The sequence below is a fragment of the Flavobacterium taihuense genome (assembly GCF_019351435.1).
GTDB lineage: Bacteria > Bacteroidota > Bacteroidia > Flavobacteriales > Flavobacteriaceae > Flavobacterium > Flavobacterium taihuense.
Window position 1 is genome coordinate 80,581 of record NZ_JAHWYN010000003.1, and the last position, 22,151, is coordinate 102,731.

The 22,151-nt window shown below is 32.3% G+C and carries 21 protein-coding genes; 8 read left to right on the forward strand and 13 right to left on the reverse strand.

The window, feature by feature from the left end; translation table 11 throughout:
* Nucleotides 1-12: 12 nt before the first annotated feature.
* The 4 genes from KZH69_RS03755 to KZH69_RS03770 are packed head-to-tail and all read right to left on the reverse strand — an operon-like array spanning nt 13 to nt 3,273.
* On the reverse strand, nt 13-1,131 hold the full coding sequence (locus tag KZH69_RS03755) for a sensor histidine kinase (protein WP_219316127.1): 1,119 nt from the start codon (nt 1,129-1,131) through the stop codon (nt 13-15).
* Entirely contained in the window at nt 1,132-1,491 is a 360-nt protein-coding gene (locus KZH69_RS03760; protein ID WP_219316128.1) for a DUF4907 domain-containing protein, read from the reverse strand.
* Nucleotides 1,481-2,479, reverse strand: coding sequence for a Kelch repeat-containing protein (locus KZH69_RS03765; RefSeq protein ID WP_219316129.1), 999 nt, complete (start codon nt 2,477-2,479; stop codon nt 1,481-1,483). Before KZH69_RS03765 ends, KZH69_RS03760 begins: the two co-directional genes overlap by 11 nt.
* A gap of 17 nt (nt 2,480-2,496) precedes the next feature.
* Nucleotides 2,497-3,273, reverse strand: coding sequence for a DUF6268 family outer membrane beta-barrel protein (locus KZH69_RS03770; protein ID WP_219316130.1), 777 nt, complete (start codon nt 3,271-3,273; stop codon nt 2,497-2,499).
* Between the two features lie 317 nt (nt 3,274-3,590).
* Here KZH69_RS03770 and KZH69_RS03775 point away from each other — a divergent pair, with 317 nt between their 5' ends.
* Nucleotides 3,591-4,913, forward strand: coding sequence for a DUF4270 family protein (locus KZH69_RS03775; protein ID WP_219316131.1), 1,323 nt, complete (start codon nt 3,591-3,593; stop codon nt 4,911-4,913).
* On the forward strand, nt 4,914-6,152 hold the full coding sequence (gene bamG, locus KZH69_RS03780; protein ID WP_219316132.1) for a BamG family beta-barrel-assembly machinery protein: 1,239 nt from the start codon (nt 4,914-4,916) through the stop codon (nt 6,150-6,152).
* A gap of 1 nt (nt 6,153) precedes the next feature.
* Here bamG and murI read toward each other — a convergent pair whose 3' ends face one another.
* From murI to KZH69_RS03820, 8 genes are all read right to left on the reverse strand, one after another.
* The gene (gene murI / locus KZH69_RS03785; RefSeq protein WP_219316133.1) at nt 6,154-6,930 is read right to left on the reverse strand and encodes a glutamate racemase; all 777 of its coding nucleotides are present in this window, start codon (nt 6,928-6,930) and stop codon (nt 6,154-6,156) included.
* A 109-nt stretch (nt 6,931-7,039) separates the two neighbouring features.
* Nucleotides 7,040-7,540, reverse strand: a complete 501-nt coding sequence (locus tag KZH69_RS03790) for an OmpH/Skp family outer membrane protein (protein WP_219316134.1) — start codon at nt 7,538-7,540, stop codon at nt 7,040-7,042.
* A 36-nt stretch (nt 7,541-7,576) separates the two neighbouring features.
* Nucleotides 7,577-8,617 (reverse strand): OmpH/Skp family outer membrane protein, encoded by a 1,041-nt coding sequence (locus KZH69_RS03795; RefSeq protein ID WP_219316135.1) that lies wholly within the window; start codon nt 8,615-8,617, stop codon nt 7,577-7,579.
* 35 nt (nt 8,618-8,652) lie between these two features.
* Nucleotides 8,653-11,397: a BamA/OMP85 family outer membrane protein gene (locus tag KZH69_RS03800; protein ID WP_219316136.1), complete on the reverse strand. Its 2,745-nt coding sequence runs from the start codon at nt 11,395-11,397 to the stop codon at nt 8,653-8,655.
* Complete coding sequence (uppS, locus tag KZH69_RS03805; RefSeq protein WP_219316137.1) at nt 11,330-12,067, reverse strand: undecaprenyl pyrophosphate synthase; 738 nt, start codon at nt 12,065-12,067, stop codon at nt 11,330-11,332. The genes KZH69_RS03800 and uppS overlap by 68 nt, the downstream gene beginning before the upstream one ends.
* Nucleotides 12,068-12,073: 6 nt before the next feature.
* Nucleotides 12,074-12,751: a type IX secretion system protein PorG gene (gene porG, locus KZH69_RS03810; protein ID WP_219316138.1), complete on the reverse strand. Its 678-nt coding sequence runs from the start codon at nt 12,749-12,751 to the stop codon at nt 12,074-12,076.
* A 150-nt stretch (nt 12,752-12,901) separates the two neighbouring features.
* Nucleotides 12,902-13,786 (reverse strand): NAD kinase, encoded by an 885-nt coding sequence (locus tag KZH69_RS03815; RefSeq protein WP_219316139.1) that lies wholly within the window; start codon nt 13,784-13,786, stop codon nt 12,902-12,904.
* Between the two features lie 63 nt (nt 13,787-13,849).
* The gene (locus KZH69_RS03820) at nt 13,850-14,509 is read right to left on the reverse strand and encodes a CBS domain-containing protein (protein WP_219316140.1); all 660 of its coding nucleotides are present in this window, start codon (nt 14,507-14,509) and stop codon (nt 13,850-13,852) included.
* 114 nt (nt 14,510-14,623) lie between these two features.
* On the opposite strand from KZH69_RS03820, the gene KZH69_RS03825 reads away from it, so the two are divergent.
* From KZH69_RS03825 to KZH69_RS03835, 3 genes are all read left to right on the forward strand, one after another.
* Nucleotides 14,624-15,337, forward strand: coding sequence for a pyridoxine 5'-phosphate synthase (locus KZH69_RS03825; RefSeq protein WP_219316141.1), 714 nt, complete (start codon nt 14,624-14,626; stop codon nt 15,335-15,337).
* Nucleotides 15,338-15,432: 95 nt separating this feature from the next.
* A complete protein-coding gene (locus KZH69_RS03830) occupies nt 15,433-17,712 on the forward strand; it encodes a TonB-dependent receptor (protein ID WP_255557632.1) in 2,280 nt (759 codons plus the stop codon).
* Nucleotides 17,713-17,715: 3 nt separating this feature from the next.
* The gene (locus tag KZH69_RS03835; RefSeq protein WP_219316142.1) at nt 17,716-18,567 is read left to right on the forward strand and encodes a DUF4249 domain-containing protein; all 852 of its coding nucleotides are present in this window, start codon (nt 17,716-17,718) and stop codon (nt 18,565-18,567) included.
* A gap of 51 nt (nt 18,568-18,618) precedes the next feature.
* Here KZH69_RS03835 and KZH69_RS03840 read toward each other — a convergent pair whose 3' ends face one another.
* On the reverse strand, nt 18,619-19,920 hold the full coding sequence (locus KZH69_RS03840; RefSeq protein ID WP_219316143.1) for a hypothetical protein: 1,302 nt from the start codon (nt 19,918-19,920) through the stop codon (nt 18,619-18,621).
* 358 nt (nt 19,921-20,278) lie between these two features.
* Between KZH69_RS03840 and KZH69_RS03845 the strand changes: the two genes are divergently transcribed.
* The 3 genes from KZH69_RS03845 to KZH69_RS03855 all read left to right on the forward strand — a co-directional run bounded on the left by KZH69_RS03845 (nt 20,279) and on the right by KZH69_RS03855 (nt 22,028).
* Nucleotides 20,279-21,040 carry an alpha/beta fold hydrolase gene (locus tag KZH69_RS03845; RefSeq protein ID WP_219316144.1) on the forward strand — a complete coding sequence of 254 codons (762 nt, stop codon included), beginning with the start codon at nt 20,279-20,281 and terminating at the stop codon, nt 21,038-21,040.
* A 55-nt stretch (nt 21,041-21,095) separates the two neighbouring features.
* Complete coding sequence (locus KZH69_RS03850) at nt 21,096-21,440, forward strand: phage holin family protein (protein WP_219316145.1); 345 nt, start codon at nt 21,096-21,098, stop codon at nt 21,438-21,440.
* A gap of 243 nt (nt 21,441-21,683) precedes the next feature.
* Entirely contained in the window at nt 21,684-22,028 is a 345-nt protein-coding gene (locus KZH69_RS03855; protein ID WP_219316146.1) for a heavy metal-binding domain-containing protein, read from the forward strand.
* Nucleotides 22,029-22,151: the final 123 nt, after the last annotated feature.

A 22,151-nucleotide genomic window follows, 5' to 3' on the forward strand; every position in this document is an offset into this window, starting at 1 on the left:
TTTAAAAATTAATTATGATGATATAAAAGTTGAATTTGCTTGTAGTTGCATTTGATCCAATTGTAAAACCAAATGTACAGTATAATCCGTCTCTGTTGTTGTTAGATTGAGTTGATGCGCGTTTGGATACAGCAAGTTAAGTCTGTTTTTAATATTGGTCAGACCAATTCCTGAATTTTCAGGATCTTTTCGATTATTTTCAATTTTGTTTTCTACCCAAAAAGTCAGTATATTTTTATCTATTGTTATTTTGATTTTGACATACGCAGTTCCTTTATAGTCGGTTCCATATTTGAACGCGTTTTCAATAAACGAAATTAGTAGCATGGGTTCAATAAACTTGTTTTTGGTGTCACCATGAATATTTATACTGATGTTTTCAATGTTATTGAGTCTTAATTTTTGTAATTCGATGTAGTTTTTAATGTAATTGATTTCTTTTTCAAGTAAAACTGATTTATTGTCCGTTTCATAAAGCATATACCGCATCATTTCTGATAAAGTGACGATGGCATCGGGCACCAAATCCGATTTTTTATGGGCCAATGAATATATGCTATTGAGTGAGTTGAATAGAAAGTGTGGGTTAGTCTGTTTTCTTAAATAGTTTAATTCTATTGCTGTTCTTTGAGTTTCGGCAATTAATTTGTTTTGCTGGTCATTATAAAACTCAGATAATGTTTTGATTATAGTGCTAATGGCAACGATTAATAGATAAAAGAAAGAAGGTACAATTTTAAAGAAAAAAGGTTTGTCTTTTTTGTAGATTCTATGATCCATTTCGTTTCCGACATTTGGTATTTTCGGATAATTTAACGAATTCGGAGGTTTCATTTCACTAAATTCAGGCATGAAAAACTGATATCTGATGACTAAGAAAATCAATATTGAAACGAAGAGAATGCCAAAATAATAGCCGTATTTTTTTTGCAGAAGCAAATTGGGAACGAGATAAGTATAATTGAGATAAAACAATAGTATCCCCGTTATCCATTGAATATAAAAATCGGTATTGATGTGAAACGGACTTTCGTAAAATTGAATAAGGGAGGTACAAATAAAAAAACACCAAATAATACTGTGTATGAGTATTTTGTTTGAGTTGTTATTTTTTATTGTTACTATATTCATCTATATTTTTATTTTTAATAAAATTAAATCATTTTTTGTAATAGTTGGGGAATTATTGGCATTCAATTTTTTTAAAACCAATTGCCCAATTGCCAAAGCTTCTTTTTCTGTTTGGAAGTTTTTATTTTTACCTATGACAGGTATAACTGTTTGCTTAATGATTATTTTTTCATTTTTTGTAATGGAGTAACCCCATCCATTATTAATCTTTATGGATTGAATTTTTAGACTTTCTTCCTTTTGGCAAGATATAAATATTAACAATCCTATCAGGAATATGATGATGAATAAATTAAAAACAGATAAAAAATTCTTCTGGAGTAGCTTCCAGAAGAATTCATTTTTTGTATTAGTTGTCATCATCATTTTGTTCTTGGTTAGGTTTAAATTCCCAAACATCATCAAAATAGGAGGTTCCTGATTTTCCTAGCATAATGAAAGCTCTCTCTTCATTAATAGTTACTCCAATTGCGTCAGACCTTCCAGAGCCTTCCAATGGTGTTTTCTCTGTCCAAATGTCAGTATTTGGATTGTATTCCCAAATGGTTTTTGAGCTTTCCCCACAACTTATATAACCTAAACCATTAATTGCAAAACTTGAAGCATTAGATCTTTTAATAGAATAAGTGTCGTGATCTTCTTCATCATCATCGAAATCTCTTTTTCTGGTCCAAACATCAGTGCGTGGATCAAACGCCCAAAAATCTGATTGGTTAACGCCGCTATTTATTCCTGTTCCTAAATAGGCAATATCATTGATGACAAATACAGTTGCATTTCTTCTTTTATTGCCACTGAAGCCATTTACTTGAATCCAAGAATTATCGGTAGCGTTGTATTGGTAAAAATCTTTTAGATAATTGCCATCGTATCCTGTACCTAAAAATGCTTTTCCACCTACTTGAAACCCTACGGCTCCATAGCGAGCTGTTCCGGCAAAATCTGTTTTTTGTATCCAAGTATTTGTATCCGGATTGTATTGATAAAAATCTTTTAATTTATTGGTTCCATCATAACCAAGACCTACATACCCTTTTCCGTCTAATTCAAACCCAGATCCGGAACTTCTGGCAATACCTATAAAATCAGCTTTTTGTTCCCAATAGTCACCACTAGAGTTGTATGCCCAAAGGTCATTTAGATACTCGTCACCAGTATAACCTGTAGTCACATAGGCATAAATACCAATGACGAAACTAGTCGCACTAGAACGCGCTGGGCCATCAAATGCGGATTTTTTTATCCAATTGCCTAGTTTGTCATCTTCATCATCGTTGTTACTACAGCTGATGGAAATTAAGCTAATAAGTAAAGTGCTAAGAAATATTCCTTTTTTTAAATGTTTCATAATGTGCATGGTGTTTATTAAAGTTTGTATTTTATACTTACGGAAAAGACACTTCCGTTTTTTAAAGTTTTATTCATTTCATTTGTTCTATTTTCATCAGAAAATTTGAATTCTTTATTTGACGAGTATCCGGCTTTGAGACTGATGTACCAGGAGGAATCCATATTCCTTTCGAGTTGAAGTGTGGTTTCCATTTGAGAGAATCCCACTTTTGATATGTTGGTTGAACCGTCAGTTACAATAGATTGATCCAGATTGTAACTACTGCCACTTAAGTCATTGTTTATGCTGAATTTATTTCGAATTGAATTCGAATAGGATAGTTCGGAATTGGGGAATCCTAATTTTAAATAAGCTTCTTTATTGAAGTGATGATTAAAGGAGAATGTTGGCAATATTTCAGGTTTTCCAAAAACGGTCATTCTTTTTATTCCCACATCAATGCTATTGTTTTTATTGAATGATTGGTTAATCCCTATTCCTCCTAAAAGGGTTACATCTGAAATATCTAAATTACTTTCATAATTGGCTGTAGGTTTCACTTCAATATTCAATTTTGTTTTCTCTGTTAATTGGTGTGAAAATTCAAAAGTGTTTTCAAAACCATTAAAATGAGTATTGTTATAATTTGTAACATAATTTTTTATAAGATAGGTTTCAATTTCATTTTTAATTGTTGAGCTTTTGTATTTAAAAGTATTTGTCATTTTATTTTTTGTTCCTGTGTTTTTAAAAAATAGCATTCCAATCTCAGTTTGTTTTATAGAGCCATTTTCTAAGGGTTCTGTTTTCATGTTAAGATCAATTGTAAATCCTTTTTGTGCAGAAACACTAAATATTGGGATCAAGATCAAAAGCCTTGTAAAGTTGTCTATTCTCATTATTTAATTATTGATTCAAAAGTAGTTGTGTTGTCAATGAATAAAAAAGATTATATATGCATGACCTTATTTCATAGACAAACGAGGTATTAGTAAGGTTGAATCTCTATTTGAAGGCAAATACCTAATCGTAGACAGTTTGTCTCTTTTTATAGATTGAATAAAGTGAACAGTATATGTTATTAGGACTGCTGGAAGTAGCGCGTATATATTTGTCCTAAAAAGTAGGTATGTACAAGTTTTTGTTTTTAATGTTTTTGAGTTTGTTGATGATTTCCTGTGATTCTGATGCAGATGTAGGAGAGTTTCTTGTAGGAGCTGATTATCTGGCAATAAAAAATAAAGTCATCTCAATAGATACTGTTACCGTAGAGGTTTCAACTATCAAATTAGATTCATTGGTTACTTCTGGTGCGAGCAGGATTTTGGTAGGGAATTATGATGACCCAATTTTTGGAAAAGTGAAGGCAGATAGTTATTTTCAAGTATCGACAACTGCATTTAATCTTTATAGCCAAAACTCTGATACTGATGCCACAGGATATGTGTTTGATTCCATTGCAATGATTTTAAGATATGATGATTATTATTATGCAGACACAACCAAAGTCCAAACCTTAAACATTCACAGAGTGATTAAAAAGTTTAAGCCCAATGTTAATGATGCCAGTTTTTATAATAATTCCAGCTTGAATTATGACGATCCCAGTTTAGGTACAATAACGTATAAGCCGAAGCCAATAGGTAGAGATAGTATTAATATCAAAGTGGATAATGAATTTGGAATGGAACTTTTTAATAAGCTCAAGAATAATGAGATTACTACATCCAGTGAGTTTACAGAATATTTGAAAGGCTTTGTTTTGAAATCCTCTACTAATGCTTCTGCGGGTATAATTGGTTTTAATATGTTGAGTGTGCTTCGGCTCTATTATTCTAAAGGAACAGGAGATACCGAAGATACCTATAAAAAAGACTTCACTATTCTGGATGTTAGCAAGCAGTTTAATGCTATTTCATCAGATCGGGCAGGAACACTAATTCAAGACTTACCGTTATCCAAAATGAATTTGTCCAGTTTGTACACCGGCAATGCAGGGTTCATTCAGTCGGGTACTGGAATAGTATGTAGGGTAGATTTTCCTAATATTAAGCAACTAAAATACCTTTCGGAGAAAGGAGCTATAGTTGATGCTAAGTTAATAATGAAACCAGTTAAGAATTCATATTCGGAAATGTTTCCATTGCCTGAAAAATTGAGTGTTTATGTAGTTGATAAATTAAATCGAATAAAAGCAACACTAACCAATTCATCGGGTGAAAATAGTGTTGCTATTCTAAACAATACAAATGATGAATTCGATGAAAGTGTGAATTATGAATTATCTCTGGGATCTTTTTTGCAAAAGGAAATGTTGAAAGAGTCTGATTCAAAGAGCGGTCTACTCTTTACATTGCCCACTTTATCTAAAATAGTAGATCGAGTTGCATTGGGCGATCAAACCAACAAAGAGAACAAGATGAAATTACAAATCTATTATATAACATATTAAATGAAAAAGAGTTGTCCTTTTTTTGTTTTAGTTTTTTTTGCTTCTTTTTTTTCGTACTCTCAAAGTATTGCGACTTCTCCTTATTCACTTTATGGATTGGGAAGTTTGTATGAATCTAATTTTGGGTTAGTTCCATCTCTAGGTGCTGCAGGAATAGCGTTGCCTTCGGATAGTTTTATCAATAATAAAAATGCTGCTTCACTGGTTACCATTGCAGCCAATAATTTCTTTTTTGAGGTAGGAGGGACGGGAATTCAATCTTCTTTTGAAGATAATTTAAAAAAAGAAAATCGAAATAATTTTCAGTTTTCCCATTTTGCATTTGCTTTTCCAATTAACAATAAATCGGCATTTAGTGTTGCAATGATGCCGTATTCTAGTTCCTCTTTTAAAATTTCTGAATTAAAAATCCCGATAATCGACGGAAGTAATGAATATTATTATTTGGATGTAATTGGGACAGGTGGGTTGAATAATTTGGATGTGTCGTATGCCTATAAATTGAGTAATAAGTTATCATTAGGTTTTTCTGCTTCTGTCCTTTTTGGAAATACTACTGATGAAAGGACATATGAAATCAATAGCTCAGTTACCAGTATAGATAAAAAATTGAGTTACACCGGTATTCGACCTATTTTGAGTTCACAATTCAAAATGAGTCCGCTATTGACTTTTGGATTAAATGTAAAATCCCCAACACGTGTAAATGCAACCAAAATTCAATCTGTTACTGTTGTAAATGGTACTGGTACATCTACTTTGGAGATAGATAAAAAATCAAATACTGATGATTTTTATTTGCCTTTAGAACTAGGGATTGGGTTCAATAAAACCTTTAAAAACAAACTGAGTATTGTTTTTGATTATGAGAAAAGATTTTGGGACGCTACAAATGAATCTGATATGTATGGTAGTTTTTCCAATCAGGAAAAATTTGCTTTGGGACTGTCTTATCAAAGAGCCAGAGCATCAAGAAGCTATTTTGATCGAATAAAATATGCTGTGGGTGTTAATTACGACACAGGTTACTTAGAAGTAGACAATAAAAAGATTGAGGATAAGAATCTTTCAATGGGGCTTTCTCTGCCTTTGGACCATATGTCTTCGGCTTTATTTATTTCCTACACTTACGGGCAAAAAGGACAAATCACGAATTCACTAATTCAAGAAAATTATCACAAATTGACTTTGAATCTTAATTTAGACGGGATTTGGTTTGTTAGAAAAAAGTTAGAATAGTTTAGAAATCCCTTTGTTCGACTTTGTATTTGTTATCTAAAATTTCGGTTAAAACTTTTGGGTTGGTATTTGTGTAAAAAATGGGTGTACTGTTTTTTGCTGATGAAAAACCGACTTTGTCTCTTAGTATATTCTGGGTTTGTTTGGCCACTGCTTCACCTGAATCAATGATATGAATGTGTTCTGGGAGTATTTGCTTTATCTGCGGAATCAAATAGGGGTAGTGACTGCAACCCAATACCAGATAATCAATATTGGCGTCAATCATAGGAGTAAGATAGGAATAAAGCAATTGAGTCATTTCAGGGGAATTGATTTGACCATCTTCAATTAGTTGAACTAGTCCATGGCCTATTTGTTCGATGATTTTGATGTCTTGGTATTTTTCAGTGGTTTTGTTGAAAAGTTCACTGTTTAAAGTCCCTTTTGTGGCTAGGATTCCTATTGTTTGAGTTTTGGAGTGTGTTGCTGCAGGTTTAATGGCAGGCTCTATGCCAATAAAAGGGATGGAGTATTTTGCTCTTAACTCTTGAATAGCATTAGTCGTGGCAGTGTTACAGGCTACAACTATTAGTTTACATCCCATTTCGATCAGCAAATCAGCGTTTTTCATGCTTAAAGCAATAATCTCAGCTTTTGATTTTTGACCATAAGGAGCATTTTTGCTGTCTGCAAGGTAGATGGTTTGTTCGTTTGGTAGTAAATCATGAATGGCTTTCCAGATGGAGGTTCCTCCAATTCCAGAATCAAAAACTCCAATTGGTCTGTCGTTTGTCATGGTTGAAAATTTAAAAGCTACAGCTTAAATATACTATATTTTATAGTGTAAAAAAAAACTGCTCAACCAATAATTTTGGAGGAGCAGTTTGTAATTGTATTTTAAAGGATTAAAATCCTAAATCTTTTTTTACATCAGCAGTAATGTTTGTTCCGTCAGCAAGCAAAAGAGTAGATCCGTCAAGGACATATTGAAATCCTTTAGCTTTACCAACTTTTTGAATAGAAGCTCTTACTTTTTCCATAATTGGTTTTACAATTTCAGATTCTTTAGTTTGTAATTCTTTTTGGGCATTGTCTCTGAAGTCAACAATTCTTTTTTGCATGTCTTGAACTTCTTTTGAACGTTCTTGATTTACAGCTTCAGTAACAGTAGCAGATTCAGCTTCATACTTTTTTAATTTTGCTTGGTATTCTTCAACCATTTTTTTGTAGTCTGCATCATAAGTCCCGCTTAATTTTTCCAATTGTTTTTGAGCATCAAGCATAGCTGGCAATTTTCCCATTATTTCGCTAACATCAACATGAGCAACTTTAGTTTGAGCTTGTGAAATTTGAGTAGCTCCTAAAAATAGTATCGCAGCAATTAGTAAAGTTTTGAATTGTTTCATCGTTTTAAAATATTTAGTAATTAATTAGTATTTGTATTATTTGTTTTCTTTTAATTTCTCTTCATTTGCTTTTTTTATAGCCTCCCGATCTTGAAGTTCTTTTAATCTTTTTTCTTCAAGGGCCTTTTTGTTAGCTTCTCTTTCTTCGAGTATTTTTTTTCTTTTTTCTTCTAAAGCTTTTTTGCGTTCCTCCTGAATCGTTGGTTTAATCTCTTCGGTTACTGTTTCCCCATCCGTTGTGGTTGTTTTTTCAGTCTCGTTAATATCATTTGGGGGATTTGTGCTTTCAATCGTTGTTTTTTGGTTTGCAATAACTGTGCCATTTTTTTTGGCTTCCCTTTCAGCTAATAATTGTTTCCTTTTTTCTTCGTATTTTTTTTTAGCTTCCTCTTGTGCCTGTTTTTTGTCGGCTACTAATTTCTCTCTGGCTGCTTTTTTGTCTAATAAAGCTTTTTCTCTTTCAGCTAGTACAGGATTTTCGTCTATAGCATCTTCTTTTTCTTCTTTTGCCTGTTCTTCTTTTTGCTGTTTTTTTGTTAATTGTTCTCTTTTTTCTGTTCGGTTCAATATTCGAATTACCTGATCACTGATGTCAAATCTTTTTGCGGCAAAAAGAATGGTTAAATGTGATGACTTATCAAATATGAAATCATATTTTTTTGCTTCTGCAATGTCTTGAACAGCTGTAAATACTTGATCTTGGATTGGTTTTACTAATCCTGATTTTTGGATTATCAAATCACCATTTGGTCCAAACCTTTTTTGTTGGTAATCTAGTTTTTCGGTTTCAAGAAATTTTATCTCTGTTTCTCTTTCATCGATTAATTCAGCTGTTAGTAATGGTTTTTCAGCTTTTAATGCTTCAGTAAGTTTATCAATTTCTATTTTTTTAGCTTCAATTTCTAATTTCCATTTTTGTGCTTTTTGCTCTAGTTGAGCTTTGGCTTCTATATAGTCTGGTACATTTTCTAATATGTATTCCATATCAATATACCCCACTTTGTTTCCTTTGGTTTGCGCAATAATTGTATTAGCGGCAAATAAAGTTAAAATTATAAATAAAAAATCTTTTCTCATAATTTTTAAATTTAGAAATTTCACTACAAAGGTATTTAAAATTGTTGACCTATTATGAAATGTGTTTGCCACCCACTTGGTTGTATTGCTCCAGGAACAGCATCAAAACCATATCCGAAATCAATTCCTAATAAACCAAATGCGGGCATAAATACTCTTAAACCAACACCAGCTGAACGAGCTAAATTAAACGGTTGATAGTCGGACAATGATTCATACGACTGTCCTGCTTCTGCAAAAGTTAAGGCATAAATAGAAGCCGATGCTTTTAATGTAATAGGATAACGCAATTCTAATGAAAATTTATTATAAATAGTAGCTCCATAAGCATCTCCACTTGTGCTTGCAGGAGTTAAAGCTCCGTTTTCATATCCTCTTAATTGTATGTTTTGTCTTCCGTCAATAGAACTACCAGCCATACCATCACCACCTAAATAATATCTTTCAAAAGGAATAATTCCTCGGTCTTGATTGTATGCTCCTAAAAATCCGAATTGCACTAAGGTGCGTAATACTAATTTTTTATATAAACTGGTAAACCAGTCTCCTGTAAATTGCACTTTGTAATACTCTAACCATTTGTATTTTTCTTGATCCACTTTTGAAGGATCAGCCACTGCATCTTGATAATTGTCTACTTTATTTGGGACTGTTCCTCCAGATGAAGGTAATTTATCAAGATAATCTCCTGCATTAACGACTCTGTCATTATTATCCACATAGGATGTTCCTGCATAAATGTATTTATATTTTTGTTGTTCTCCTAATGTTGCGTAATCTACTCCGTTAAATGCAGAGTACGGAAGCGTAAATTCTCCAGTTACTCCAAATTCTGCACCATAGGTTGGGAATATAGGGTTGAATCCTTTGCTGTTTCTCGTTAAGCCAATAGTATAGGAAAGGTTTTTAGATTGCCCATTTGCAAATGTAAATAAACCATAAAGGTAATTATGTAAATCGTATTGTTGGTAGCTAATCGATTGTGAAAGTGTGAAAAAATCATCTGGCACAGTCAATCTTTTTGCCATTCCCACAGACAAAGAAGTAATGTTTATGTATTTTGATTTATCAACTCTTTGTGTTTGATAGTTGGAACTATATTGTTGGCTAAAAGCAAATGAACTACTAAATTGAATAGGTCTTTTTCCTCCAAACCATGGTTCAGAAAAGGACAAACTATAGGTCTTGTAATATGAACTTGCTTGTAAACGTAATGCCACTTTTTGGCCATCTCCCATTGGAAGCGGGTGGTAAGCATCTTTGTTAAATAAGTTTCTAGCCGAAAAGTTGTTGAAAGACAACCCTAAAGTTCCCACAAAACCTCCACCGCCATATCCACCTTGAAGTTCAATTTGGCTGGCTCCTTTTTCAACTACATGGTACTCGATATCTACAGTGCCGGCACCAGAATCAACATTTTTGAATTGAGGATCGATTTTTTCAGGGTCAAAAAAGCCTAATTGTCCAATCTCCCTGATGGTTCTTACTAATTCTCCTTTGTTGTATTTTTCTCCCGGTTTTGTTCTTAATTCTCGGTAGATAACTTCATCGTTCGTCTTATCGTTTCCTACAACGGTAATTTTGTTGAAGTAGGCAATCGGACCTTCGGTAATTCGGATTTCAAAATCAATAGTGTTATCTACTGTTTTGGTTTCAACGGCGTTAATGTTCGAAAATAGGTATCCATTGTTTTGGTACAAATTGGTCATGTCCTCTCCATCGGGTTTTGATTTGTCTGCAATCCTTTCCTGTAGCAGTACTCCATTATATACGTCTCCTGTACGAATACCTAACATGCTTCTTAAGCCATCATCAGAATAAACAGTGTTCCCAATGAATTTAATATTACCAAAATAATATTTAAGTCCTTCTTCTACTTTAATTTTTATATAAATGGCATCCTTTTCTTTGTTATAAGCGACAGAATCTCCCAAAATACGAGCATCACGATACCCTATTTTTTTGTAGTCATTGACTATTTTTTCTAAATCTTCTTGGTATTTGTCTTCAATGTATTTTGATCGCTTTAAAAAGTTAATGGAGTTTTTAACTTTTGTATTTTTCATAGAGCTAAGCAGTTTGCTGCTTGAGACATCTTTGTTGCCTTCAAAATCAATTTTGTAAATCTTGACTTTATCGCCTATATCAACTTTTACAAGCATGTTTACTTGGTTGGTTGTCAGAGTGTCTTTTGTGGTTGTTATGTAAACTTTTGCATTGAAAAAGCCATCTTTCTTATATTTTTTTTCAATGTAGTTTTTTGTGGTAGTGATTAAATTTTCGGTGACAATTTTACCATTAGTAAGGCCGTTGTCTTTAATGAAAGACTCAGTTTTACTTTTGGATACTCCAACAAATTTTACCTGATTTATTTTTGGTAATTCCTTAATGTTTAAATCCAGATATATACTGTCATTTTCTATACGATTTACATAAAATGAAATCTCATCAAAAAGCCCCAGTTTTCCTAATTTTTTTATGGAACTACTGATTTGTTCTCCCGGAACTGTAATTTCTTGTCCTTTCTCCAGTCCAGCAAAAGTAACTACAGTTTGAGGGTTAAAGCTAATATCTCCAACAACTTTTACATCTGCTAATATGTATTTTTTACCTTGGTCAAAAGGCACTCTGTCTTGGGCTTTAATTTGGGTAAAAGTTCCTAATATTATAAAGGTAAGGACTAGTTTTATGCTTTTATGTAACACTAAAAAATTATTTAATTTGTTCACTTGTTTTTCCAAATCGACGTTCTCTTTTTTGATAACTAATGATAGCCTCATGTAAATCTTGTTCTTTAAAGTCTGGCCACAGTACATCCGTAAAGTATAATTCTGCATAGGCTATTTGCCACAGCAAAAAATTACTTATTCTGTGTTCACCACTAGTTCTTATTAATAAATCAACATCCGGTAAATTATGCGTGTAAAGATGCTCATTTATAATTGAATCGTCAATACTGTCTATTGAAATTATATTATTTTTAACTTTATCGCTTATTATTTTTACAACATTTACTAATTCTTCCCTAGATCCGTAGCTTAAGGCAAGAGTTAATGTCATTTTCGTGTTGTCTTTTGTTTTGTCTATTACATCATATAATTGCATTTGTGCTTTTTTTGGTAATTTTTCCAGATTCCCAATAGCATTCATTTTGATGTTGCCTTCTTGCATTGTTTTGAGCTCTTTTTTTAATGAGTTGATTAAAACTCTCATTAATGTATCAACCTCAAGTTTGGGCCTGTTCCAGTTTTCTGTAGAGAAAGCGTAAAGAGTTAAGTGTTCTATCCCCAAATCCAAACATTCTTGGATAATTTTTTTTACGGATTTAGATCCGCTCTCATGTCCTAGGGTTCTTAGAAATCCTTTTTGTTTCGCCCAACGACCATTCCCGTCCATAATTATAGCCAGGTGTTTAGGGATATTCTCTGTATTTATTTGGTTTTTTAACATCTTTTTTTAATCTGCGCAATAACATGGCTTCTTTCCAAAGGTATAGGTCAGTGTGACACCCGAGAAAACATACCAATCATTATTATTTATATTGCCAAATTTAGGCAAACTGCTATTGCTTGGGTTGCTGCCGTCAATATTGTCTGTAAAAGTATATCGAGCTCCCACTTCTAAACCTAAAACAAAATTTCTTGCAAAATTGGTTTTAATACCAAGAGTCATTGGTATTGCAATGCTGTTTTTTATATTTTTTTTATGTGTAATCCCAGAATTTATATATAAATCATCATAAAAGAAATAGCTTAATCCTGAATATACATAGGGAGTTAACTTTGTTCTTTCTTCATGCAAATTAAAATCAAAAAAGTTAAATTCCAAGCCTGCGGAAAGTTCTTTGATGTTGTTTTTAAAGCTATATCCGCGATTGTATCTTCCCGGTTCTTTTGAATCTCTGTCATCTCCTGAAATTTGAGATTGAGTGTAGGAGAATCTATAAGCATGTCTCGGGCTTTTATTCCATTTATATAGGATGCCAAATGCAGGTTCGTTTGGAGCAATGTAAGTTGTTGAACCTACATCTCCTATGTAATTACTGCCTCCCAGAAAAACTCCTATTTCATTAATTTGAGCATGAACAGAAGTAAAGATAAAAAAACATATAAATGAAATAAAAATTTTACTCATAAATTATAAAATTGCGTGCAAATATAATAATTATCGATAGTATTCAATACGTATCTGAAGAATACTGTCTTTTTTTAGACCAGATCCCTTTTTTGTACTACAAAGGTTGTAGTAGTAACGATAAAAAAGGAGTAATTCGTATGGGAAGTTTTAATTCCTTCTGTCTTCCCCCCAAAGTAATTTTGTCCTTAGGGTTTTCAAAAAAGTTTCTTCCGGAATTTCTACCATATTTATTTCGAAATCGGTTTTTTTAATGGTCAAAATGGAATCATTTGCAACACTTGTTATTCTGGAATCCAATGATACTAAGTATTGTTCTTCTCTTCCAAAAACTTTTAAGCGAATTTCGGTTGCATCAGGCACCACTAGAGGTCTAGCGTTCAAATTATGAGGAGCAATAGGAGTGATGACTAAACTTTTTACATCAGGAGTCAAAATTGGACCGCCACAGCTCAAAGAGTATCCCGTGGTTCCTGTAGGAGTGGCAATTATAAGGCCATCTGCCCAATAGGAATTTAAAAATTCATCATTCAAGTAGGTGTCTATGGTTATCATCGATGTGGTCTCTTTTCTACTTACTGATATTTCATTCATCGCAAAATTAAGACCTTCTATAGCTTTGTTTTCAGGAGAGCAGGTTAGGCTCAATAAAGTTCTTTTTGAAATTTTATATTTTTTGTCAATCACAAATTGCATGAATTCGGCAATATTTTCTTTTTGTACGGTAGCCAGAAATCCTAATCTTCCAGCATTTATTCCTAGTATTGGAACTCCAGAATTACGAACCAGTGTAACTGCTCTTAAAATAGTTCCATCGCCACCAATGCTTATCAACATATCAAAACTGGAATCCAATTCATCGTGAGAGGAAAAGGTGTTGTATTTATTTTCTATAATTTTTTTTTCATACAACATTTTTAAGAAATCGGATTCAATAACCATTTCTACATTATTATTTTTGAAAAACACAAAAATATCTTTTATAATAGGTTCTGTGCTTACTAAATAGTATTGGCCATAAATAGCTACTTTCATTTGTTGTGGTTTTGATATTTTGTTATTCGTTAATTTTGGATTTTTGAATGATCTAATCCAAAATCACATATTCAGATATTTGTCTAAATAATCCGAACGTTCCTTTAAACTTTTGATGTAATTATCTTCGTTATGTTCCGAAATGATGTCGTAGTTATACCTTCTGAAAGTTTGAATAATCTCGTTCAATGACCCAATACTAATTTTTATAGTGACTTCGATGGTATTTACATCCGAATTAGAGATGAAAAGACCTAAAAGTTTACCATTATTGCTTTCTACAATCTGTACGATCTGACTCATCGAATAATCGACAGTGTTTTTACTCACAATAAGGATGGCTCCTTGTTCTTTTAAAAAGGGGGTTTCGTGAAAAAATTTAATAACATCTTCAATTTCATAATAGCCTACATATTTATTGTTTTCATCTAGAATTGGGACTAAATTAGTGTGGTTTTTGGCAAAAACTTCTAAAACGTCTAACCAAATCATATTGGTTCTGGCAAAAAAATGTTCTAGGACATATTTATAATCACTCACTTTTTTGTCACTGTCAAAAGTTTCAATATCATCGGCGGCAATACTGCCTATGAATATTCCTTCTTCAATAACGGGAAAATGAGAAAAGGTTAAATCACCAAAAAAATCTTGAACTCCAGCAATAGTTTCTTGAGCATCAATTGCTTTATAGTCGTTTGTAATGTAGTCTTTTAAATCTGTCATAAGTCTATCCTCAATAATCGATGCAAAATAATCAAAAATATACAAAATATGCTACCTTTTACTTTGTATTTTTGTCTTATCAAATATAATTCACGACAATAAATACTTGTTTTTATGACAAAACTTAGCGTTAATATAAATAAAATCGCCACTTTGCGTAATGCACGTGGTGGGAATGTGCCTGATTTGCTAAAAGTGGCAACTGATATTCAGCAATTTGGTGGCCAGGGAATTACCATTCATCCTCGTCCAGATGAGCGTCATATTCGCTATCAAGATGCCAGAGATCTAAAATCAATTGTGTACACCGAATATAATATTGAAGGAAATCCAGAAAAGTCTTTTGTTGATTTGGTTCTCGAAATTATGCCAACACAGGTAACTTTAGTGCCAGATGCTATTGATGCAATAACTTCAAATGCAGGCTGGGATACTGTTACGCATGCGTCATTTTTGACAGAAATCGTTCAAGAATTTCAACGAAAAGGGATACGAACATCTATTTTTGTTGATCCTGTTCTCGAAATGATTGAAGGAGCCAAAAAAGTAGGTGCGGAAAGGATAGAATTATATACTGAAGCCTTCGCTCACCAATATGGTTTGGGTAACAAGAAAGGGATTGAACCTTACGTTACTGCAGCGGTTTTAGCTAATGATTTAGAGTTAGGGATCAATGCTGGCCATGATTTAAGCTTGGATAATATTCAGTTCTTTAGTCAAAATATTCCCGGATTGTTGGAGGTTTCCATTGGTCACGCTCTTATTTCTGAAGCGATTTATCTTGGTTTGGATAATGTGGTGAATATGTATTTGCAAAAATTAAAATAGTTTTAAATTGATTTTTTTAGAGGATTGATCAGTCAATAGTTAATTGAATTGGTTTTGGATTGTCTACTTTTGTGCTCCTTAATAAATGTTGTATTTTGAAACCAATTTTTCTTCTTTTTTTATTTTGTTTTTCTAATTTAATAGCACAATCAAAAGTTACAATTAGCGGCTTTGTAAGTGACGCTTATAAAAAAAAAATTATAGGAGCTAATGTGTCTTTCTTAACGAGTGAAAATCTAAAATATGATATTACTACAGATTCGATTGGCAGGTATTCAATAGAGATGCCAATTGGATTTGTTAAAGTTGAAGTTAGTCATGTTGGTTTTGTAAATAAGAGATTAAATTTAGATTTAAAAAAAGATATCTCTCTATCTATTGTGCTAGAGGGTAGAAATTTTGAATTGAAAGAAGTCGTTATTCAGAATGAGCAAAAAAAGCCTTTAACAATTGCTTTAGGAGGTAAATTAGCGTTCAACCCCCAGAAAATGGGAAATATTCCATCTATTTCGGGAACAACAGATATTATAAAATTATTGCAATTAACTCCTGGTGTACAAAATTCAGGTGATGCAAATGGTTATTTGTATGTTCGAGGTGGAGATCCAGGACATAATTTAATGCTTTATGCAGATACTCCAGTATATGGAATGGCTCATTTATTAGGTATTTTTCCTTTTTATAATGCAGATCATGTTTCAGAAGTACAGTTTGATAGAAATAATTTGAATTCTAAATATGGTGGGCGTTTGAGCTCTACTGTAGATATATTACCCAACCGATTGGTTCCTAAGGAATTTTGTGTGCAAGGAATTTTGGGTTTATTGTCGTCTCAAATAACATTTTCCTTACCTATTAATAATAAGACCGGTTTTTATATTTCAGGGAGAAAGACCTATATTGATGAAATAGTTGGACCTCTTTTAAGATCAGATAAGGAAAATACTAAAAAGGAAACAGAGGATTTTAAATATGGATTTTCAGATAGTAATTTGACTTTTATCACTGAAATTTCTAAAAGGAACATTTTAACGGTTGATGCTTTCTTAAGTGGAGATAAATTTAGAGTTAAAGATCCTAAATCGTCTTTGAATGCAGATTTAAAATGGAGTAATATGGTAATTTCTCCAATCTGGAAGTGCTTGATCAATGAAACGACTACATTCAAGAATTCTTTTTATTTTACTCGATATGCGAATGATTTATTTATGGATCAGTCGGATGTTCAAATGAAAATATCCTCTTATGTAAAAGATTTAGGTTATATGAGTTCAATTCAATATGTTGTAAAAGATGTACCGCTTGAGTCCGGATTCGAATATACTTTTCATGATTTATCGCCTCAGAAAATTGAAGTTGATAATTTGAGTTCTATTGTTGATGGAAAGCAAGCTATAGAAAATCATGCCAATAATGCTGCGGCTTTTGCAAAGGCTAAACCTAAATTTTCTGATAAACTGAGTGCCGAATTGGGATTAAGATTGAATTATTATTCTTCAGATTCAAGTACTTCTTTTTTACATTTAGAACCCCGAATAATGCTTAACTATTTTCCGAATAATGGTCTTTCTTTTTTTGCTTCATATACGCGACAAAATCAATATATTAATTTAATAACGGCTTCTAGTGTTGGTATACCAACGGATTTTTGGGTTGCTGCTTCAGATGGAATTCCATCCCAATCCTCAAACAATTATTCTGTTGGCTGTAATAAAATAATTTCGAGACAAATTAATACTTGTTTAAATGGTTACTATCGTTCAATGAACGATTTAATAGAATATCCTTATGGGCTAACCCAGTTCAATGAGACAACATCTTTGAAAAATGATATTTTGATAGGTAATGGTAAAGCATATGGGCTAGAATGGATGTTGAAAAAGGATAATGGAAAATTTAATGGTTGGATAAGTTATACCTTGAGTTGGTCTGCTCGTCAATTTGACGGACTTAATAATGGAGAGGTATTTTATTCAAAATATGATAGGCGACATAATCTTGCTCTTGTTGGGACTTACGATTTTAATAAAAAATGGAATGTTGGTCTAACGCAACTTTTTAGTTCCGGAAATCGCTTTACAATGCCGACATCTTGGTATTTTGTAAATAATACTCCTGTTAGGGAATTTGGGAGTTATAATAATGCGCAGATGCCAAATTATATACGTACAGATGTTTCGGTTAATTATTCTTTTTTAAAAACTTCAAAAAAAGAGAGCGTTTTGAATTTTTCTGTTTTTAATACTTTTAATATTGATAACCCTATTTATGTCCTTTTACGTGTAACTGTAACTGGGAATAAAATAAGTGTTGACACCGATGAGAAAAAAATGTATTCAATACTGCCATCAATTAGTTGGAGATTTAAATTTTAAGTGATGAAAAAAATAGGTTTGTTATTTGTGCTAATCTTTTTGATATCTTGTAGTAGAGAGGATTATGTTAAAAGTGTTAACGGTGAATCAGTAATTGTTGTAGAAGGTTGGATCGAACAAGGTGATGTTTCTCAGGTGATTTTATCGCGAAGTATTCCAATAAATGCTACTATTGATTCTACAACCATTTTTGACTATTTTATTCGTTCGGCTAAAGTTACCGTTTCTGATGGCGAAAATGAAGAGATTCTAAGTTTAAAGAGTGAAAATGACAGAATACCACCATATGTTTATTCTGGTTCAAAGATTATAGGGGAAGTAGGTAAAAACTATGTTTTGAAAATACAATATTTGAATAGAACAATAGAGGCAGCTACAAGTATACCTCCTGTCGTCTCTATAAAATCAGCAGAGTATATAAAGAAAAGCCCAACTGATACAACAGGTTTTATTTATTTGAAATTTGATGATCCTGTTGTGGGAAAAAATTATTATCAAATCCAGACTCGGGTGGATCATGTGGAGCCTGTTTTTGTTCCAGCTTTGTATGGGAATTTAAATGATGATAGCTTTGTTTCTTCATCAGTTTCATTACAAGTGACTCGGGGTATTTATGTTCTTTCTAAAACAAAGTATAAACCTTATTTTACAGATGGAGATTTGATTTATGTTAAGTTAAGAACGATGAGTAAATTCGGTTTTGACTTTTGGAATAGCTGGCAAAATGAGATCATTAATGGCAGAAGTCCAATATTTCCAGCAAACACTAGTTTGAAGTCTAATATTAAAGGGGGATTAGGCATTTGGGAAGGTTATGGACAAAGCACGTTTTCAATTCAGACAATAAAAAAATGAGGCTGCCTTTTTTTCGGACAGACTCATTTTTTTTGAAATTTTTAAATATATTTAGTTTCTTTCAAATGATGTTAAGAAATCTTCGAATTTTGTGTTTAGATCATCAAATCCTGTTGAAAAGTAAAGACTCATTTCAACTTCGGTATTGTCATTGAATTTCAAGTATAATACTTCGTCGTATTCTTGCACTAAAGCTCCTGTAAAACTGTAATCCCAATTCCAATAACCACCATAATCGGCTATAGTATTGTCGTCTACCCAAACACTATGAGAATCATAAATATTAGTTTTTTCAGATTTTTGGATTACATCTGCAATTTTTGTTCCATCTTTTTTTGAAACAAGAATCATTTTTACATTTTTATTGTTCGCAAGAACGTCACCCTCTGAGAAGTTTTTCTTATAAGTGCTTAAATCCGTATAGTATGTTTTCGAATTACTATCTTCTGGATATACTAATGATTGATCTAAAGCCGCTTCATCATTAGCTAACCCTTCAATATTCATTTCACATACAATCACAAAATTATCCATTAATCTAATAAGACCGTTAGCTTTACCTCTATATGATACAAGAGCATCTTCTTTTAATAGTTCGTCTATGTTAGCAGTGCTGCCAGAATTAAATTCAATTATGTTGTTTCCGTTAAATGTGAATGCTGATTTAGCTTCTATCGGTGTTTTTTTACCACTGATTTCCCAAGCGTAACCATCATTTAAAGTCATTTTGAATCCAGATGAATCTGGAGTGTCTTTTCCATTTGAATATTTTGAATTTACGACAAATGTAGCTGCTTGGGTGTTGTCAATAGTTAAAATTGCAGAAACTGAGGTTGGTAGGTAGATTTGGTCTGTGTCAGAAAATGGTACTTTTATGTCAGATGAAGTGCTATTAGATGATAAACTGGCGTTATTTGTTGTTTGGCTCTTTTTTGCAGGGAAAATAAATTTCAACTCTGTAGAAGAGGCAGTTTTAATCCAAACTTGGTTTGCATTGTCCCAAGTGTAGATGGCGTATACTCCTGAGACATTAAGGATGTCTTCAATTTGATTGTCGTTTTTTCCGTCAAAAATGTCAATAGAATTTATACTTAGTAAATTTCCAAGATTTTCAATAGCTTCAATAGCTCCAGACGTTTTTGATTTGTCCATTTGAAGCAACATGTCATTTGCTTCAGCTTCAAGTTTTACTTTTTGTTGTTCAGGTTTTAAAGAGGAATAAGGTAGTTTTACGATTTCTGCAATTTGAGTTTCTAAATTTTGTTCGCTTGGATCTGTCGGTGTGTCTTCTTTACTACAAGAAATTGTAAGTTGAGAAATAACAACTGAAAGTAAAAGGAATTTTTTAATCATTTTTTTAGATTTAATATTAATAATGTAAAGTTTTTGAATGTTTGTTTTTTCTGCTATTTTATTGTTTAATAGCTTGTTGTGTCTGATAGTGTGTTTTTGTTATTATTGATTTAAAAGAATGACTCATTGTCGCCGATTTCGGCTAAAATAGTTTGTTTTAATTGGTTATGCAATACCCACTTTTAGTGATATTTTTCTTGAAAACAGATTGAAATTCCTAGTTGTTTGAAATTCCATTTTTTATATCTTTGCTTAGTCTTTTAAAGGATAAAATAGTTTTTTAATAGATTAATGATTATGGGACGCAGGTTATACAAATCTGCAATCTGCAATCTAAAATCTGCAATTTAAAGTTACAATGCTTTACTCAAAAATAGAAGGTTCTGGGGAACCTTTGCTTATACTTCACGGATTTCTTGGGATGTCTGACAATTGGAAGTCATTAGGAGTTCAATTTGCTGCCGATGGTTTTCAAGTTCATTTGTTGGATTTGCGTAATCATGGACGCAGTTTTCATTCGGAGGAATTTAGTTATGAACTCATGGCTCAGGATGTTGCGGATTATTGTCAAGCAAATAGTCTGCAATCAATTGATGTGATTGGTCATTCTATGGGAGGGAAAACGGCAATGCTTTTGGCTACTTCTTTTCCGGATCTAGTAAAAAAAATGATAGTTGCTGATATTGGACCTAAATTTTATGCGCCGCATCATCAGGATATATTGGCGGGATTGAATGCTGTTGATTTTTCAATTAAACCAAGTCGTAATGATGTTGAGGAAATATTGAAAAAGTTTATACCCGATTTCGGAACGCGTCAGTTTTTGATGAAAAGTTTATATTGGCAAGAACCTGGACAATTGGCTTTCCGGTTTAACTTGAATGTTTTCAATAGAAAAATTGATGAAATCGGAAAAGCATTATCCTCTGATTTGATTTTTGAAAAACCTGCTCTTTTTATTCGAGGAGGGAATTCTAATTATATTCTTGATACAGACTTAGATGGAATTAAAGCGCATTTCCCTGTTTCAGCATTAGCTACTATTCCTAATGTTGGTCATTGGCTTCATGCTGAGAATCCAGTAATGTTTTATGAATTAGCAAGTGGTTTTTTAAAATAATTTAATATAGTATAGAAATTTTATTATATTTATTGAAATTTTAAAAGACGTCACTATGAATTTGATTATTAGAATAATTATTACTGCAGGATTGGTTTTTGGAATAGCTCATTTTTTACCAGGTGTACATGTTGCAGGGCCTTTTACGGCGATGGTTGTGGCGGTAGTTTTGGGACTGCTTAATATTTTTATTAAACCTATTATGGTATTGTTGACTTTGCCTTTTACGATAGTGACTTTAGGGTTATTTTTGTTGGTGGTAAATGGTTTGATGATACTTTTGTGTACGAAAATTGTGGGTGGTTTTACGGTTGATACATTCTGGGTAGCCATATTTTTTAGTATTATTTTATCCATATCGCAGTCTATTGTTTATTCTATCATTGGGAACGATAAATAATATTGAAATTTATTTAAAAATTATAATGTTGTTTTTAATTCAGAATTTGGAATAATGTAACTTTGTTCAAAGATTTTAATAGAATGAGTTTAAATTTCTTATATAAAATGTGCTGTATTTGGTTTCTTAAGGATACTGAATACGGCTTTTGCTCTCTTAAATAATTATTCGGGTAAAATTCCACTCAGTAAATAAAATACAAGTAACCAATCTAATAACTTATAATCAATAAAAATAAAAATTATGAAAACATTAATTATTGCATTGATAGCATTCTTTGCTATAAGCACTGCAGTGTCAGCTCAAACAACGGTGGCAACTCCTAGTAAAGAAACTCAAAAAACAATGTACACTTGTCCAATGCATCCCAAAGAAATGAGTGATAAAAAAGGGAAATGTAGTAAATGCGGAATGGATTTGGTGGTGAGTAAAGAAAAAGTACATAATACTGCTGTAAAAGGAAGTCAGACTTCAACTGCTGTAAAAAGCAAATATGTTTGTACGATGGACGGCTCTACAGCTGACAAACCTGGAAAATGTCCTAAATGTGGTATGGCAATGACCGAAAGAAAGAGTGATAAAAAATAAATTAAAGCTAAAATGTTTGTTTTCGAACAGCCTTTTGATTGGGCTGTTTTTTTTTGTTTTAATTTTCGAAGGATAATAAAGAGTGGTTTTGTGGGGTTTCTGTTAGCAATCAAGATTTTAAAG

What these genes read in the sequence shown, in the direction of transcription:
- porG (WP_219316138.1), bottom strand. Translation starts at nt 12,751, where the DNA reads ATGAGTAAAATTTTTATTTCATTTATATGTTTTTTTATCTTTACTTCT.
- KZH69_RS03790 (WP_219316134.1), bottom strand. Translation starts at nt 7,540, where the DNA reads ATGAAACAATTCAAAACTTTACTAATTGCTGCGATACTATTTTTAGGA.
- KZH69_RS03755 (WP_219316127.1), bottom strand. Translation starts at nt 1,131, where the DNA reads ATGAATATAGTAACAATAAAAAATAACAACTCAAACAAAATACTCATA.
- KZH69_RS03795 (WP_219316135.1), bottom strand. Translation starts at nt 8,617, where the DNA reads ATGAGAAAAGATTTTTTATTTATAATTTTAACTTTATTTGCCGCTAAT.
- murI (WP_219316133.1), bottom strand. Translation starts at nt 6,930, where the DNA reads ATGACAAACGACAGACCAATTGGAGTTTTTGATTCTGGAATTGGAGGA.
- KZH69_RS03800 (WP_219316136.1), bottom strand. Translation starts at nt 11,397, where the DNA reads ATGAGGCTATCATTAGTTATCAAAAAAGAGAACGTCGATTTGGAAAAA.
- KZH69_RS03765 (WP_219316129.1), bottom strand. Translation starts at nt 2,479, where the DNA reads ATGAAACATTTAAAAAAAGGAATATTTCTTAGCACTTTACTTATTAGC.
- KZH69_RS03770 (WP_219316130.1), bottom strand. Translation starts at nt 3,273, where the DNA reads ATGAAAACAGAACCCTTAGAAAATGGCTCTATAAAACAAACTGAGATT.
- KZH69_RS03850 (WP_219316145.1), top strand. Translation starts at nt 21,096, where the DNA reads ATGAATTTGATTATTAGAATAATTATTACTGCAGGATTGGTTTTTGGA.
- KZH69_RS03855 (WP_219316146.1), top strand. Translation starts at nt 21,684, where the DNA reads ATGAAAACATTAATTATTGCATTGATAGCATTCTTTGCTATAAGCACT.
- KZH69_RS03820 (WP_219316140.1), bottom strand. Translation starts at nt 14,509, where the DNA reads ATGACAGATTTAAAAGACTACATTACAAACGACTATAAAGCAATTGAT.
- KZH69_RS03835 (WP_219316142.1), top strand. Translation starts at nt 17,716, where the DNA reads ATGAAAAAAATAGGTTTGTTATTTGTGCTAATCTTTTTGATATCTTGT.
- KZH69_RS03825 (WP_219316141.1), top strand. Translation starts at nt 14,624, where the DNA reads ATGACAAAACTTAGCGTTAATATAAATAAAATCGCCACTTTGCGTAAT.
- KZH69_RS03760 (WP_219316128.1), bottom strand. Translation starts at nt 1,491, where the DNA reads ATGACAACTAATACAAAAAATGAATTCTTCTGGAAGCTACTCCAGAAG.
- KZH69_RS03840 (WP_219316143.1), bottom strand. Translation starts at nt 19,920, where the DNA reads ATGATTAAAAAATTCCTTTTACTTTCAGTTGTTATTTCTCAACTTACA.
- KZH69_RS03775 (WP_219316131.1), top strand. Translation starts at nt 3,591, where the DNA reads ATGTACAAGTTTTTGTTTTTAATGTTTTTGAGTTTGTTGATGATTTCC.
- bamG (WP_219316132.1), top strand. Translation starts at nt 4,914, where the DNA reads ATGAAAAAGAGTTGTCCTTTTTTTGTTTTAGTTTTTTTTGCTTCTTTT.
- uppS (WP_219316137.1), bottom strand. Translation starts at nt 12,067, where the DNA reads ATGTTAAAAAACCAAATAAATACAGAGAATATCCCTAAACACCTGGCT.
- KZH69_RS03845 (WP_219316144.1), top strand. Translation starts at nt 20,279, where the DNA reads ATGCTTTACTCAAAAATAGAAGGTTCTGGGGAACCTTTGCTTATACTT.
- KZH69_RS03815 (WP_219316139.1), bottom strand. Translation starts at nt 13,786, where the DNA reads ATGAAAGTAGCTATTTATGGCCAATACTATTTAGTAAGCACAGAACCT.